The organism is Polaromonas sp. UBA4122 (genome assembly GCA_002381615.1).
Taxonomy (GTDB): Bacteria; Pseudomonadota; Gammaproteobacteria; order Burkholderiales; family Burkholderiaceae_C; genus Polaromonas.
The window spans coordinates 99,899-115,475 of the sequence record DFWY01000033.1 but is presented as its reverse complement, the minus strand read 5'-3'; the positions used below and the strand labels follow the sequence as shown (position 1 = coordinate 115,475).

Below are 15,577 nucleotides of genomic sequence, written 5' to 3'. Positions count from 1 at the left end.
CGGATCCCCCTGCATGACAGGCATGTCAAGCATAAAAACTTTCAGAAATTTTTTGGCAACTGCGGTTTATTGATAGGAGGCTCCCAATGAGCATCGAAATGATTGAAATCGAAGAATTCAACCAGGGCACACAGATCAAGGTGATCGGTGTCGGTGGTGGAGGTGGCAACGCGGTAGGGCACATGATTGATTGCGGCGTGCAAGGCGTCGAGTTCATCTGCGCCAACACCGACGCGCAGGCGCTCAGCCGCGGCAGCGCGCACAAGACCATCCAACTGGGCAGCAGCGGCCTGGGTGCAGGCAGCAAGCCCGACAAGGGCCGTGATGCGGCCGAACTGGCGGTTGATGACATTCGCAGCGCCATTGCCGGCGCGCACATGCTGTTCATCACCGCGGGCATGGGCGGCGGTACCGGTACCGGTGCAGCACCGGTGATTGCACGCGTGGCCAGGGAGATGGGCATTCTGACGGTCGGCGTGGTGACCAAGCCGTTCGAATTCGAAGGTGGCCGCCGCATGACCAATGCCGATCTCGGCCTGGGCGAACTGGAGGCCAATGTGGACTCGCTGATCGTCGTGCTTAACGAAAAGCTACTGGAAGTGCTTGGCGATGATGTGACTCAGGATGAAGCTTTTGCGCATGCCAACGACGTGCTGAAAAACGCCGTGGGCGGCATTGCCGAGATCATCAATGTGCCCGGCCATGTCAATGTCGACTTTGAAGACGTGCGCACCGTGATGGGCGAGCCCGGCAAAGCCATGATGGGCACCGCCAAGGCCAATGGCCCGGACCGCGCGCGCATCGCCGCTGAACAGGCGGTGGCTTGCCCCTTGCTGGAAGGCATTGACCTGTCGGGTGCCAAGGGTGTGCTGGTGCTGATCTCCGCAGCCAAAGGCTCGCTCAAATTGAGCGAATCCAAGCTGGCGATGAACACCATCCGCGCCTATGCTTCACCCGATGCGCACGTAATCTATGGTACGGCTTACGACGATGAACTGGGTGATGACATCCGTGTCACAGTGGTTGCCACGGGTCTGAGCCGCCAGGGCGTGCGTCGCCATGCCCCGCCGCTGCAGGTATTGCGCACGGGCACCGACAACGTACCGTTCAATATACCCACCCTCAATGCGGTGTCGGGCGCTGCAGGCGCGCCGCAGATGGCCATGGGGTCTGCGCAGCCCGACTACGGCAACATGACCGTGCCCAGCGTGTGGCGCACCAACCGCACCCAGGCGGCGGCCAAGGTGGATGCACTGGCATCAGGCGGCATGGATGACTTCGAGATCCCCGCTTTTCTGCGCAAGCAAGCTGACTGATATTGCCCCCACGCTTGTCGCTTCGTATACTGCACCGCCCCCCTCGGGGGCGGTGCTTGCCTGGGGCGGCCCGGCCCGGCGCGGCGCACGGTGGCAATGCTGCCGTGCGGGCTGATCTTGAGCTTTTGGTGTGCGCTATACGCCTGTGCAACTGTGCTCATCAGCTCAAGCTCGGACTACTCGCTGCGCTTTCCCTCCCATTAATCCCTATTCGGCGCGTTGGGCGTACACCAATTAAAATAGCACCATGCTGGCCCAACGAACACTTAAATCCCTGACCAAGGCCGTCGGCGTCGGCCTGCACAGTGGCCAGCGGGTGGAGTTGACCTTGCGGCCGGCGGCGCCTGATACGGGCATTGTGTTCAGGCGGGTCGATTTGCCGCAACCGGTGGATATCGTCGTCTCGGCGCAGGCTGTGACCGACACCCGACTGGCATCCACCATCTCAAGCGGCAGCGCCAAGGTGCACACCGTCGAGCACCTGATGTCGGCCTGCGCGGGCTTGGGGCTGGACAACCTGTACATCGACATCACCGCTGACGAGGTGCCCATTCTTGACGGCTCAGCCTCTTCGTTTGTGTTTTTGCTGCAGTCCGCCGGCATTGAACTGCAGGCTGCGCCCAAGCGCTTCATCCGGGTGATCAAACCGGTCGAAGTGCGGGAAGGTAGCGGTGAAGGCGAAGGCGCAACAGTCAAGTGGGCACGCCTCGACCCCTACGAGGGCTACAAGCTGAGTTTTGAAATTGACTTTGACCACCCGGCCGTGGATTCCACAGGCCAGCGCGTGGAGTTCGATCTGGGCTCGGGCTCCTACTCCCGTGACATCGCCAGGGCCCGCACCTTCGGCTTTACCAAAGATGTGGAGATGATGCGCACCAACGGGCTGGCACTTGGCGGCGGGCTGGACAATGCCATCGTCATGGACGACTACAAGGTCCTCAACAGCGATGGCCTGCGCTACAACGATGAGTTTGTGAAGCACAAAATCCTCGACGCCATGGGTGATCTTTACCTGCTGGGTAAACCGCTACTCGCGGCCTACAGCGCATTCCGCTCTGGCCATGCGATGAACAACAAGCTGCTGCGGGAACTGCTGGCGCACCCAGAGGCCTACGAAATGGTCACGTTTGATGACGAGAAGCGCGCCCCGCAGGGTTTTTCGACCCTGGCCCGCGCCTGGTAGCGCACTGCAGGATTTCAGGCCATGCTGCTCTTCCGCTGGATCGTTCTGCTGTTGCTGCTGGCTGCCGTCGTGTCGTTCATGTTTTACGCCGGGACGGGGCAAGCCCGATTCAGGCGCTTCGGACTGACCATCCTCAAGTGGACACTGATAGCCGCTTTTGGTTTTTTTGCGGTGCTGATTCTGGAGCGCATCGCTTAAGACGCGACACCCGGCTCCTCGTATTCGGTGATGCAGATCCCGGCCATTTCGTTCTTGGTCAGAATAGACGGAATGCGCTTGGTATAGGTCGGCCGTCTGATGCCTTCTATTCACGGTAACTCCACCTCCAGCACTTTGCGCTAAAGAAACAGCAGCGCACTCAAGGACGGGTTGTGCGTAAAGGCGAAACTTTGCGCTGGGTTGCCGCCATGGTCAGAAACGCTTCCAACTCGGATGCGCCCATCTCGCGCGGATACAGCGACTCTTGCCAGCGGATGAAAAAACGCACCCACTATACGTCAACATTTTCAGTACTCAGGCTATAGTGCAATTATCGAACCCGCTCACGAACTGGGTCCAACAGGCGTGGCGATTGCAAGGGGGGCGGGGTTTCAAGGCATGATTTACGACTGTATGTAAAAAACAGTGTGGTCTTCGAAAATCCAACGGACAAGCCATTTGCAGGGAAATTTAATATCGAGGTTAAATCGAAGGCGTCGCGACGCGAGTGGTTTTGTGACAGGATGTGCCAATGAAAGCTCTTATACGCATATTTCGAATCGTCCATGGTCTGATGGCGGCACTCTTCGCCTGCTCAGCGATCATGCTCATTACAATCGCTACCCGCATGGGTTGGTTGGCCTTCATCGGTGGGCTGGATCGAAGTGCAGCCCAGGAGATCATCGAAGCGATAGGGCTCTTGGCTGCGGCCGTTGTCGCGCTTCAAATCGCTGAGACCATTGTTGAGGAAGAGGTCATCCGCGACGCGGACATCAGCGCACCCACTCGTGTACGTCGATTCCTGTCAAGATTCTTTGTGGTCCTCGTCGTTGCGCTCGCTATCGAGGGACTCGTTGCGACGTTCAAGGCAATTCACGAGGACCCAGCGCAATTGCCGTACGCGGCGAGCATCTTGGTGGCAGTAGGAATATTGCTCGCTGCGTGGGGCCTTTTCATTCGTTTCAACCGTTATGCCGAAGAACTGGAGCCAGAGGCAATGGCGGATGCAAAGCGTGAAGACCGAAAGCTGAAGTAGCAACGATCCTATGCGCGTTAACCTCTCAAGCCAAAGGACAGGCCCCGCTACTGCGACCTGTACCTTCTCCGCGCCTTTACCGACTGCGCCCCGCCTTGTAGTTCCCACCCATCTTGCCGTCCAGGCCGCTTGCCTGGGCCAGCCGAGCCATGGCTGCACCTACGTGGGCGTGGGTAATAGCCAATCCCAAGGCATCTGCGGCATCCTTTCCCGGCAGTGCCGGCAGCTTCAGGAGGCGCATGACCATCTGCTGCACCTCTGCTTTACCGGCCTTGCCATAGCCCGCAACGGCTTTCTTCATTTGCAGGGCCGTATATTCGGCCACGGCCAGATCGCTGGACACCAGCGCTGTGATGCACGCGCCACGCGCCTGACCCAGCAGCAGCGTGGCCTGAGGGTTGACATTGACAAACACAATCTCCACCGATGCGACATCGGGCTGGTAACGTTGCACCACCTCGCGCACACCGTCAAACAGCACCTTCAGGCGGGCTGGCAGATCGCTACGTTCCAGATGCGTGGTTTTGATGGTGCCACTGGCCACGTACTGCAGCTGCGGGCCGTCCACATCGACCACGCCAAAACCGGCGATTTGCAAGCCAGGATCAATTCCAAGGATACGCATATGCTATAATTTTAGTAGCTGCTAACGCCCGTTGGTATTGAGCTATAGGACAAAATCGCACTTAACTGAAGGAAAAAATGGGCGCGGCAAAACACAGCCCATAGAAATTGGAATCGGCCCCATTTCTGAAAATTTATCACCGATGCCCAAGTAATTAAGGAAGTTCCACGCCGCCCATGCGCGCCGCGATCGTGCTGGCGTGCGAGGCGAGGTAACCCGAATTGGTACGGGTTTCAAAATACTTGGGCCGTGGCAGCATCACGGCTAGGCGGGCTGCTTCGTAGGTGCACAATTTTGATGCAGGCTTTCGGTAGTAATGCTGGGCGGCGGCTTCCGCGCCAAAAATGCCTTCGCCCCACTCCACGCTGTTGAGGTAGATTTCAAGAATGCGTTGCTTGCTCAGCAGGGCTTCGAGCAGCATCGTGAGCACCAGCTCCTGGCCTTTGCGCAGCAGTGTGCGTTCGCCCGACAAGAAAAGGTTTTTGGCCAGTTGCTGCGTGATGGTGGAGCCGCCGACAATTTTGGGTGGCTTCACGTTGGGCCCGGCAGGCTTTGTGGTGGCCGGTCGGCTGGCTGATTGCGCGGCGCGCTGCTCGGCCTTGGCATTTTTTTCCCAGGCCTTTTCAAGCGCCGCCACGTCCACGCCGTCGTGCTCGATGAAACTGGCGTCTTCGGAAGCGATGACCGCCCGTTTCAGGTTGTCCGACATAGCCTCATAAGGCACCCACTGCTGACGCCATTTCAGTGCGCCGGTGTTCCTGGCAAGCAGGTAAGCCTCTGACCGCTGAAAGGCGGTGGACTCTGGGTTTAGCACGGCCATCACGGCGATGCGCGCCACAAAATAAAGTTGCAGGGCCAGCCCGGCCAGTAGCGCCAGGCCCAGCAGCCTCAATAGCGCTTTCATGTCAGCAGCGCCCGCATTTCCTGCAGTACCTGCGCAGAAGGTGGGCGCACGTTGCGCCACAGCTCAAACGATTCGGCGGCCTGCTCTACCAGCATGCCCAGGCCATCGCGCGGCCTTGCACCGTTTTCGCTGGCCCATGTCATGAAACCCGCCGCCGCGGGGCCGTACATCATGTCGTAAGCCAGCGCGCCGGGTTTGAGTACGCGGCTGTCAACCGGCACCCCGGCACCGGCCAGGCTGCTCGCGCTGGCGTTGATGATCACATCAAAAGAGCCTTCCAGCCCTTGCAGATCGTGCGCAAGTAGCTCTGTTTTTTGTAGTACGCTTTGCAGTGAAGCGTGCGCGGTGTGGCGCTCCACCAGCGCATCGGCCTTGGCTCGGGTGCGGTTGACCAGCACCAGCCGACGCGGCCGGGCTGCCAGCAGAGGGCCCAGCACGCCCGCGCCGGCGCCGCCAGCGCCTATCAGCAGCACATCTCGCCCGGCAAGTGCAACGCCCGCATTGTTCTGGATGTCATTCACCAAGCCCACGCCGTCGGTGTTGTCGGCGTGGATGTTGCTGCCCTCCAGCTTGAGCGTGTTGGCGGCCTGGGCCAGTTGCGCCCTGTCGGTCTGCGTGCTGGACGCCCGAAAGGCCTCGAATTTGAACGGAACCGTGACATTGCAACCGCGCGCGCCGCTTTGCACCAGTTGCGCCAGCGTGGCAGCAAAACCATCGAGCGGTGTGAGCAAGCGCTCGTACTGCAGGATTTGGCCTGTCAGCTCGGCAAAGCGCGCATGAATCAGCGGCGATTTGCTGTGGGCTATGGGGTTGCCCAGTACGTAGTACTTATCCATGGTTGTAGTACTTATCCATGACGGTAGTCGTTAGCCATGATTGAAGTCATTGTCCGTGCGGAAATGTCGGCGTGTTGCAGTCGAAAACTCAGCGGCTCGTGAGCTTTGTTTCAAGGGCATCTTCCCGCGTGAACTTGAAGCGGGACACCACCGCAATCTGGTCGGCCTTGCGGCGCATGGCATGGCTGAATCTGCCGAACGGAGCGGTGCCGCGGACAATGCGTTGTGCTCGCCGGTCCAGCGTCAGGTTGCCCGAGGTTTGAACCACTTCGGTATCCAGAACGCTGCCATCAAAATTGATCGTCACTTTCATGATGAGTTCGCCATACAGTTTCTTGCCGGCCAGCTCGGGGAAATTCGTGGTGCCCTTGTCCTCAATTTTGTGGCGCAGTTCGTCGTAGTACACCGCATAAACCTCTTCGCGTGTGGCCGGGCTGATGTAGCGTTTTTTGGGCCGCGCATTTTCTTCATTGATGCGCTTTTCAATCTCGGCCAGTAGTTTGATGAGCTGCTTGCGCTTTTCTTCGCGTTGGGCCTGTGCGGGGTTGTTGGCGGGCAGCGTCATGTCCGGCGGCGGCAGGGAGGCCAGCTGTTTTTTGATGTGTGCCAGCAACTGCGTTTGCTGCTCCTGCAGCGACTCGACCTTGCGCTGCGCATCCTCGGTCGCGTCGCCCAGCTCCATCAGGGCCGAGGGCGGCAGGGGCGAGGTGGCGCGGCCCTTTTCAAGCTCGCCACCCCCGGCGAGCGATGCTTGCGCGATGGCTTTGGCAAAGTCCGGCTTTTCACTGGATTTGGCATTGACCAGAATCACTTCCAGCGGCGTGTCCTGAAACACGCGGTTAAAGCGCTCCGGGTCGACAAAACGTACCGTCAGCAGCACCGCATGGACGGCGATGGAGGCGCCCAAGGCAATTTGCAGTGTGCTAAATGATTTCACAGGAGGGGATTATCGGGTCTTTATTCGCTGATTCCGCCTTATCGGCAGCTTCTCTGGGCCTGATCCGCACCGTTAACCAGCGGCTGCAGGCGCGTTGGCCGCTTCCTCTGGGGGCTCGCTGACATCGACGGCAATCGAGATCGGGCCAGCGGCCATTTCAGACTCGCCGTCTTCCTCGTCGTTAGCCTCTTCAATCTGCGCTACAGCATCGTCATCAGCCACGGCGTCTAGCCGCTCCATCACGGTGCCCGAGATATCCAGCGTGATCTCGTCAATCGCCCCCAGCTTGATGCGCACCTTGGCACCGCGCGGCAAGCCCTGGGCTCCCAGCGCCGGCAGCACCAGCGGCAGGTCGTCTGCGCGAACCAGGTTGTCCTTGAAGGCGGTGGCGGTCAATTCGGTGATGCTGTTTTGCTGCAGGTATTTAAGCGTCCAGTAGCGCTCGATGCCGGCCTGAAAACCGTTGTAGGCACTGTAGGCGGCATCGAAGCACGAAATGATCGAAAAGAGTTCCGCGTCCTTGGGCTTGAAAGGTGCGGCCAACGCGGCGGTGCGGCCATGCCGCACGCACGCAATGATCTGCCACTGGTTGACCATGTCCGTATAGCGGCGTAGCGGCGATGTGCTCCAGGCGTAGCTTTTGACCCCGATGCCCGCATGCGGCAGCGCCTTGGTGCCCATGCGCACCTTCACGCCGGGCGCCAGGCTCGCCTGGCTGCGGTAAATTCCGGGCACACCATGCTCTGCCAGCCACTGGCCCCAGGTGCTGTTGGCCAGAATCATGGCTTCGGCCACGATCAGATCCAGCGGTGCGCCGCGCTGGCGAATGCTGATGCTCACCGTCTCTTCACCCTGCGGCTCCTGGCCGGACGGGTTGTCGAGCTTGAAGTTGTAGTCGGGCCGGTTGAAGTTTTCGGGCTTGCCGCGCACGATTTCGCGCTGGCCCTTGAGGTGTTTGGCCAGGCGATGCAGGAATGTCAGCTCAACGCCCCACTGGACATCAACTGGAGGGTTTGTCAGGGCAGTTTCAAAAAACGCTTCGGTGAACGTACTGTCCAGTTCGTCGTGACGCAGGTTGCTGACGATGGGGACCTGCTCCAGCCGGGTGACGCTGTCCTTGATTTCCAGCGTCACTTCATCCAGCGTGAGGTAGAGCGACAGGGCAGGGCAGTTGCGGCCTTCCAGCAAGGTGTAACTTTGAACGATCTCGTCGGGCAGCATGGTCAGCTTGTAGCCCGGCATGTACACGGTGGACAGGCGTGCGCGGCCGACGGCATCAATGGGGCTGCCCGGCAACACGGCCAGGCCGGGTGCAGCAATGTGGATGCCCAGCTTGACGGTTCCGCTGCCCAGTCCTTGCACCGACAAGGCATCGTCAATCTCGGTGGTGCTGGAGTCATCAATGGAGAACGCTTTCACATTCGTCAGCGGCAACTCGTCCTTGACCTGGGGCGCCTGCAAGGCCGGAAAGCCCGTACCTTTCGGGAAGTTTTCAAATAGAAAGCGCTTCCAGTGAAACTGGTGGGCCGATGCAATGGCACCGGCTTTTTGCAGCAGGGCCAAAGGCGCGGTTTGGGTCGCACGCGAGGCTTCGACCACGGCTCTGTATTCGGGGCTGTTTTTGTCGGGCTTGAAAAGAATTTTGTAAAGCTGCTCGCGCACCGGAGCGGGACATTGGCCCTGACCCAGCTCCCGGGCCCAAGCAGTGATTTGTGCCGCGACCTGTTTTTTCTTTTCGATGGCGGCCAGCGCCTGCTGCAGAATCTCAAGAGGTGCTTTCTTGAAGCGGCCTTTGCCCGCGCGCCGGAAATAGTGCGGCGCCTCATACAGGCGGAATAGCGCCGCAGCTTGCTGCTCAAGCGATGCGGGTTTGGAAGCATCGGAGCTGAAATAGTCGCGGGCCAGGTCGGCAAAGCCGAACTCTTCGTCGCTGGCGAATTCCCAGGCCAGGTCCAGCTCGATCTCTTCGCTCAACTTTTGCCCGGCGGCCACCAACTCGGCAGGGGCGGGCTTTTCAAACTTCAGCAGCGCATTGGCGGCCTTGACCTTGACGCGCTTGCCCGAGTCGAGCTCGACCTGCAGCGACGCGTCGCTCTCCGATAAAATCCGGCCGGCCAGAAACTTGCCGGTTTCTTCAAACAATACAAACAAAACGGGATCCTTTAGCCTTTGATAACTTGCCTTGAATAGCTTGGCGCTAGTGTAATCAGGCCGCCTTTACGACTGTCACCTTTACGCCGGTATTTCAGGCCAGTGCCAAAAAATCCAGGATAACCGGCGCATGCAGATCAAAATCGCTCAGTGCATGGTCGCCACCTTCCAGCAGGCGTATCTGCGCGCCGGCGTAACGGGTCGTCATTTCGCGCCAGTCCAGCACTTCGTCACCTTTGGCTATGACGGCCAGGTAGTTTTCCGGGACTTTCAGCGGTCCGGCATGCAGGGCGCGCAATTCGTCGACAAAGCGGGGTTCAAAAAGGAAGCGCTCGTCAGGATTGTGCCAGGCGGTCTGCTCGCCAATGTACTTCGCCAGATCGCGCGCAGGATCGATCGCCGGGTTCAGTAGCACAGCCTTGCAGCCATAGCGCTCGGCCACGGCGGTGGCGTAAAAACCGCCCAGCGAGGACCCGATCACGGCCATGGACGCATGGGGCCAGGCTGCGGTGCCTTCGACCAGCAGCGCCATGGCCTCGCGTGGTGACGGCGGCAACTGCGGGCACCACCAGGTCACAGCCGGATGGCATGCCGCGACCAGTTCCGCCATTTTGCGGGCCTTCATCGACTGCGGCGAGGAGCGGAAACCGTGGAGGTAAAGCAGGTGGGTGATGGGCATGCTGCCATCATACGAACGAACGGGCGAAAAAAAGCCCCGCAAGCCTGGGGCCATGCGGGGCGGTGATGGGGGCCCGGTGTCAGTTGTAGGTGTAGACCGCGATCTTGTTGCTGGAGTCGATCATTCTGTAGCCGAACAGCAGGGTGAGATTCGAGCTAGAGGTAAATGCTGGCACAGCATCCGCGGGCGTAGCCACATTATTCCAAACGACTGAGGTGGAACCTTCTTAGTCGGGCTGAAAGTGCCAGAGGCCGTGTTGATGACCGCCTGTACGCCACCGATTTGATGGGCCGCAATATTCTGCACCCAGTCCACAGGAAGCGCGGTCTGCGCACCAGTTGGGCTGACGCCGGTGGGGTCAAGCGCACTCAATGACTGCGGACCCCGCCGGATGGACGCAGGGCACGGGATAATGGCGCATGTCCGCCGTTTTCGACAAACCTTCCCTTTACCAGCGAACCGTCCCCCTGCTTCAGGGCTTTGACGGGCTTTTGGCCTTTGCGGTTTTTCTGCTGGCCTGTGCCGGCCTGCTGATCATGTATTCGTCGGGCTACGACCACGGCAGTCGCTTTGTTGACCATGGCCGCAACATGCTGATTGCCGGGGCCATCATGTTTGTGGTCGCGCAGATCCCGCCGCATCGCCTGATGGCCTTCGCCGTCCCGCTGTATTTAGTCGGCGTGACCCTGCTGGTGGCCGTCGCCATTTTCGGGGTGACCAAAAAAGGCGCGCGGCGTTGGCTGAACGTCGGGGTGGTGATTCAGCCCAGTGAAATCCTGAAAATAGCGATGCCGCTGATGCTGGCCTGGTGGTTCCAGAAGCGCGAAGGCCAGCTGCGCCCACTGGACTTCCTGGTGGCCATTGTGCTGCTGGCCATGCCCATCGGGCTGATCATGAAGCAACCCGATCTGGGCACCGCCTTGCTGGTGCTGGCCGTGGGCATGGCGGTGATTTTCTTTGCTGGCCTGAGCTGGAAGCTGATTGTGCCGCCCATGCTGCTGGGCTTGATCGGCGTTTTTCTGGTGGTGTGGTTTGAGCCGCAACTCTGCGCTGACGGGATGCACTGGCCCATCCTGCATGATTACCAACAGCAGCGCATTTGCACCTTACTGGACCCCTCCCGTGACCCGCTGGGCAAGGGTTTTCACATCATTCAGAGCATGATTGCGATTGGCTCCGGCGGGGTGTTCGGCAAAGGGTTTATGGCCGGCACGCAGACGCACCTGGAGTTCATACCCGAGCGCACGACGGACTTTATTTTTGCGGCTTACTCCGAGGAGTTCGGCTTGGTGGGCAATCTGTTGCTCATTGCTGGCTTTATCTTTCTTGTTTTGCGCGGGCTGGCCATTGCGCTGGAAGCCTCCACGCTGTTTGCGCGGCTGCTGGCCGGTGCGCTGACCATGATTTTTTTCACCTACGCCTTTGTCAATATGGGCATGGTCAGTGGCATCCTGCCTGTAGTGGGTGTTCCGCTGCCCTTCATCAGTTACGGCGGCACGGCCATGGCGACGCTCGGGGTGGCCATTGGCATGTTGATGTCGATTGCCAAAGCCAAGCGGCTGGTGCAGACCTGAGCGCCGACCTTGCCCGCGGGTGCATTGGTGTGCCGATGGTGATTTGTTGCAGCTTGATTCATCTCAAAGCGTGCAATATTCTTGCTTTGATGCAGGGCAGGTTTTATGAGGTAAATGGCTAACATGTTCAGTTCAACTTAACACCTTGAAGGAGCATCGTCATGGCCGGTAAATTTGAGCTCAAGCTATCCAAAAACAACAAGTTTTTTTTACCCTGCTGGAAGACACTGGACAAATCATTTTGACCAGTGAGATGTATGAAGCCAAAGCCAGTGCGGTCAACGGCATTGAATCGGTCAAGAAAAATGCAGCCGACGATGCCCGTTACAGCCGCCTCACCGGCAAAGACGGCTCTACGTATTTCACCCTCAAGGCCAGCAATGGCCAGGTGATTGGCCAAAGCCACATGTTCCTTGGCGAAAAAGAGCGCGACAACGACATCGATTCGTGCAAAACCAATGGGCCGGGCGCCGCCGTCAGCGACCTGACGACCTGACCCGCTGCTTAACCTGCTTTTCCAGTGGGTGAGTGGTGGGTGGATTTAACCGGCTTGTGGCTGGAAAGCTCTTCACCTTTTTGCGTCGGCGCCGTACCCTGATGCCGCAGGTGGCCTTGGCCCCACAGGCCCAAGGCAGACTGCCTACAATGCCCGCATGATCTCACTCAAATCTGCCACCGCGTCCGCTCGTCAAACCAAGGGGGGAATGCGGCCGCTGGCGCGTCCTGCGTTACCCACGCACGAGTCCACCTCCGAGCGTCTGGTCATTGCGCAAAAGCTCCTGTTGGAGCCGTTCGGGCTGAATGATGCAGCCCTGAACCGCGCCCTCGGTGAAATCACGTCTTATGGGGTGGACGACGCTGATTTGTACTTCCAGTACACCCGCAGCGAAGGCTGGAGCCTGGAAGAGGGCATTGTGAAGACCGGCTCGTTCAGCATCGACCAGGGCGTTGGCGTGCGCGCAGTCAGCGGCGAAAAAACAGCGTTTGCCTATTCCGACGACATTTCCGAAGCGTCGCTGCTCGATGCAGCGCGCACCGTGCGCAGCATTTCTGCCGCCAGCAAAGCCGGCCGCGTGAAAACGCCTGCCCGAAAAATCGCCAGAAGTCGCTCGCTGTACCGGGAGCTGGACCCGATCGCCACGCTGGGCAGCACTGCCAAGGTCAAGCTGCTTGAAAAAGTGGAAAAACTGGCCAAGGCCAAAGACCCGCGCATTGTGCAGGTCATGGCCGGGCTGGCCAGCGAGTACGACGTTGTGATGGTGGCGCGCGCCGACGGCACGCTGGCCGCCGATGTGCGCCCACTGGTGCGTTTGAGCGTGACGGTGATTGCCGAGCAAAAAGGCCGGCGCGAGGTGGGTTCGGGCGGCGGTGGCGGCCGCTTTGGCCTGGCTTATTTTGACGAGGCACAGATTACGCAGTATGTGGATGACGCGGTAAAAGCGGCGCTGACCAATCTGGACGCACGACCCGCGCCTGCTGGTGAAATGACCGTGGTGCTTGGCCCCGGCTGGCCCGGCATTTTGTTGCACGAGGCGATTGGCCACGGGCTGGAGGGCGACTTCAATCGCAAGGGTTCCAGCGCGTTTTCAGGCCGCGTCGGCCAGCGCGTGGCAGCCAAGGGTGTGACGGTACTGGATGACGGCACCATGGCTGATCGCCGCGGCTCGCTGAATGTTGATGACGAAGGCAACGCCAGCCAGCGCAACGTGCTGATTGAAGACGGCATTTTGAAGGGCTACATCCAGGATTCGCTCAATGCGCGGCTGATGAAGGTCAAACCCACAGGCAATGGCCGCCGTGAAAGCTATGCCCATGTGCCCATCCCGCGCATGACCAATACCTACATGCTGGGCGGCGACAAGGCGCCCGAGGAAATTGTGGCCAGCATCAAAAAAGGCCTTTACGCCACCAACTTTGCGGGCGGTCAGGTCGATATCACCTCGGGCAAGTTCGTGTTCTCGGCCAGCGAAGCCTTCTGGGTTGAAAACGGCAAGATCCTCTATCCTGTCAAAGGTGCCACGATTGTGGGCAACGGCCCGGACGCGCTGACCCGCGTCACCATGATAGGCAATGACATGCAGCTCGACAGCGGCGTAGGCACCTGCGGCAAGGAAGGCCAGAGTGTGCCGGTGGGCGTGGGCCAGCCGACCTTGCGCATCGATGGGTTGACGGTGGGCGGGACCGCCTAAACCGTTGTGATTCAGGCGTTTTTTTGCCCTGTGCTACATTCAAGCATATGACTTTCGCGAAATTTTATTTCGGTTACTTTTGGTTCTCAAGCGCCTCCGGCGGTAGAGAGACTCTCGCGTAACCCTCAAGTAACGCAACAAATCTCCAAAAACCGCCGGACTCCCGGCGGTTTTTTTTTGCCTGTTTTTATTTTGATGGTTTGTACTGATTCCCTGAAATTCGCTGAAATTGTCTGAAATTTTTTAAAAGGAAGCCTGCGATGAATGCCAAAGCCACCTCTGCCAGCGACACCTGGTATGCGAGCGTCGAGAAAACCAGCCAGACCGACGACGAACGCATCAAGGACATCACCGTGCTACCCCCTCCCGAGCATTTAATCCGCTTCTTCCCGATTCGCGGCACCGCCGTTGAAGCGCTGATCACGCAGACCCGACTAAGCATTCACAACATCATCGCGGGCAAGGATGACCGCCTGTTGGTGGTGATCGGCCCATGCTCCATCCACAACCCCGCAGCGGCCGTGGAGTACGCGCGCCGCCTGGCCGAGCAGCGCAAAAAATACGCTGGTACGCTGGAAATCGTGATGCGGGTTTACTTTGAAAAGCCGCGCACCACCGTCGGCTGGAAAGGGCTGATCAACGACCCTTACCTCGATGAAACCTACCGCATCGACGAAGGCCTGCGCATTGCGCGCCAGTTGCTGATTGAAATCAATCGGCTGGGCCTGCCCGCCGGCAGCGAGTTTCTGGATGTCATTTCACCGCAGTACATCGGCGACCTGATTTCCTGGGGCGCGATTGGCGCGCGCACCACCGAAAGCCAGGTGCACCGCGAGCTGGCTTCCGGCCTGTCGGCACCGATTGGTTTTAAAAACGGCACCGACGGCAACATCCGCATTGCCACGGACGCGATCCAGGCGGCGGCACGCGGCCATCACTTTTTGTCGGTTCACAAAAATGGCCAGGTCGCGGTGGTGCAGACCAAGGGCAACAAGGACTGCCATGTGATACTGCGCGGCGGCAAAGCGCCCAATTTCGACGCTGCCAGCGTGGCTGCGGCCTGCAAGGAACTCGAAGCCGCCAAGCTTCCCGCAACGCTGATGGTCGATTGCAGCCATGCCAACAGCTCCAAGCAGCACGAAAAGCAGATTGACGTGGCGCGCGACATTGCGGCCCAAGTGGCTGGCGGCTCGCGCAATGTGTTCGGCCTGATGGTGGAAAGCCACTTGTTCCCCGGTGCGCAAAAGTTCACGGCCGGCAAGGACGACCCCAAGGCGCTGGAATACGGCAAGAGCATCACCGACGCGTGCTTGGGCTGGGACGATTCGCTGACGGTGCTGGAGTCTCTGTCGGCCGCGGTACTGGCACGCCGGGCGAAATAGGTTTCAGAAGTAATTTTCATCAGGTTCAGCACCCGCAGACACATTACCGGTGCTTGCGGGTATCGCTGTGGTGTACGTCTCGTTCTGACCAGAAAGCCATCATTTTTATTGGTACCATCAAGCCTGCGGCAGCACACCCGTTTTTCCTCATCAGCCCATCAGGAGCAGGCCATGCGCAGCGAAGTCAGTGTGACGTTTAAAGACGGCCCGCCCGTGCGGATCGACCTCCGTGAAGAGCCGCCCATGCCGAACGATGTTGCGCGCAAGTGGCTTGATGACCAGTTCACCCAAATGGGTTGCGAGCCCTTGCGGCCAACTGGCAAGCTGCTGATGGCCGACAGAGTGGTGGTGGTGGCCCAGGCCGCCGGCCCGGCCGGGTTTGCCGACGTCAAGTGGGCGCGGGAGTTTGCCCGCGCAACCAGCGCGGCGCTGGCCAAGCCGCTGGTGCATATTGATGCGGATTCGCTGAGCATCAGCTACTGAATAGCAGTGAATGAGTCGGCTAGGTCGTCGGGTTGCGCCCGGCCGGCTAACCCGGCCAATTTTTTAAGGCTTTTCTTCCTCTAG

Annotated in this window: 14 protein-coding genes and 1 pseudogene; 9 read left to right on the top strand and 6 right to left on the bottom strand. The window is 59.4% G+C overall.

Annotated features, from left to right (window positions below):
* Nucleotides 1-86 precede the first annotated feature (86 nt).
* From ftsZ to B3F77_RS04930, 4 genes are all read left to right on the top strand, one after another.
* Nucleotides 87-1,316, top strand: coding sequence for a cell division protein FtsZ (ftsZ, locus tag B3F77_RS04945; RefSeq protein ID WP_293603878.1), 1,230 nt, complete (start codon nt 87-89; stop codon nt 1,314-1,316).
* A gap of 247 nt (nt 1,317-1,563) precedes the next feature.
* Entirely contained in the window at nt 1,564-2,499 is a 936-nt protein-coding gene (gene lpxC / locus B3F77_RS04940; protein ID WP_293603877.1) for a UDP-3-O-acyl-N-acetylglucosamine deacetylase, read from the top strand.
* 21 nt (nt 2,500-2,520) lie between these two features.
* Nucleotides 2,521-2,697, top strand: a complete 177-nt coding sequence (locus B3F77_RS04935) for a hypothetical protein (protein ID WP_293603876.1) — start codon at nt 2,521-2,523, stop codon at nt 2,695-2,697.
* A 532-nt stretch (nt 2,698-3,229) separates the two neighbouring features.
* Entirely contained in the window at nt 3,230-3,733 is a 504-nt protein-coding gene (locus B3F77_RS04930; RefSeq protein ID WP_293603875.1) for a hypothetical protein, read from the top strand.
* Nucleotides 3,734-3,809: 76 nt separating this feature from the next.
* Here B3F77_RS04930 and ruvC read toward each other — a convergent pair whose 3' ends face one another.
* From ruvC to B3F77_RS04900, 6 genes are all read right to left on the bottom strand, one after another.
* Complete coding sequence (gene ruvC, locus B3F77_RS04925) at nt 3,810-4,358, bottom strand: crossover junction endodeoxyribonuclease RuvC (RefSeq protein WP_293603874.1); 549 nt, start codon at nt 4,356-4,358, stop codon at nt 3,810-3,812.
* 154 nt (nt 4,359-4,512) lie between these two features.
* Nucleotides 4,513-5,262 (bottom strand): transglycosylase domain-containing protein, encoded by a 750-nt coding sequence (locus tag B3F77_RS04920; RefSeq protein WP_293603873.1) that lies wholly within the window; start codon nt 5,260-5,262, stop codon nt 4,513-4,515.
* Nucleotides 5,259-6,098: a shikimate dehydrogenase gene (gene aroE / locus B3F77_RS04915; protein ID WP_293603872.1), complete on the bottom strand. Its 840-nt coding sequence runs from the start codon at nt 6,096-6,098 to the stop codon at nt 5,259-5,261. The genes B3F77_RS04920 and aroE overlap by 4 nt, the downstream gene beginning before the upstream one ends.
* An 88-nt stretch (nt 6,099-6,186) precedes the next feature.
* The gene (locus B3F77_RS04910) at nt 6,187-7,035 is read right to left on the bottom strand and encodes an energy transducer TonB (RefSeq protein ID WP_293603871.1); all 849 of its coding nucleotides are present in this window, start codon (nt 7,033-7,035) and stop codon (nt 6,187-6,189) included.
* 72 nt (nt 7,036-7,107) lie between these two features.
* The gene (locus B3F77_RS04905; protein ID WP_293603870.1) at nt 7,108-9,186 is read right to left on the bottom strand and encodes a ribonuclease catalytic domain-containing protein; all 2,079 of its coding nucleotides are present in this window, start codon (nt 9,184-9,186) and stop codon (nt 7,108-7,110) included.
* A 94-nt stretch (nt 9,187-9,280) separates the two neighbouring features.
* Entirely contained in the window at nt 9,281-9,865 is a 585-nt protein-coding gene (locus tag B3F77_RS04900) for a YqiA/YcfP family alpha/beta fold hydrolase (RefSeq protein WP_293603869.1), read from the bottom strand.
* Between the two features lie 419 nt (nt 9,866-10,284).
* Between B3F77_RS04900 and rodA the strand changes: the two genes are divergently transcribed.
* From rodA to B3F77_RS04875, 5 genes and pseudogenes are all read left to right on the top strand, one after another.
* The gene (gene rodA / locus B3F77_RS04895) at nt 10,285-11,439 is read left to right on the top strand and encodes a rod shape-determining protein RodA (RefSeq protein ID WP_293603868.1); all 1,155 of its coding nucleotides are present in this window, start codon (nt 10,285-10,287) and stop codon (nt 11,437-11,439) included.
* 161 nt (nt 11,440-11,600) lie between these two features.
* Nucleotides 11,601-11,935, top strand: a pseudogene (locus tag B3F77_RS04890) (YegP family protein).
* Nucleotides 11,936-12,143: 208 nt separating this feature from the next.
* Nucleotides 12,144-13,628 (top strand): metalloprotease TldD, encoded by a 1,485-nt coding sequence (gene tldD, locus B3F77_RS04885; RefSeq protein ID WP_293603923.1) that lies wholly within the window; start codon nt 12,144-12,146, stop codon nt 13,626-13,628.
* Nucleotides 13,629-13,888: 260 nt separating this feature from the next.
* On the top strand, nt 13,889-15,010 hold the full coding sequence (locus B3F77_RS04880) for a 3-deoxy-7-phosphoheptulonate synthase (protein ID WP_293603867.1): 1,122 nt from the start codon (nt 13,889-13,891) through the stop codon (nt 15,008-15,010).
* A gap of 171 nt (nt 15,011-15,181) precedes the next feature.
* The gene (locus tag B3F77_RS04875) at nt 15,182-15,493 is read left to right on the top strand and encodes a hypothetical protein (RefSeq protein ID WP_293603866.1); all 312 of its coding nucleotides are present in this window, start codon (nt 15,182-15,184) and stop codon (nt 15,491-15,493) included.
* The last annotated feature ends 84 nt before the right edge of the window (nt 15,494-15,577 follow it).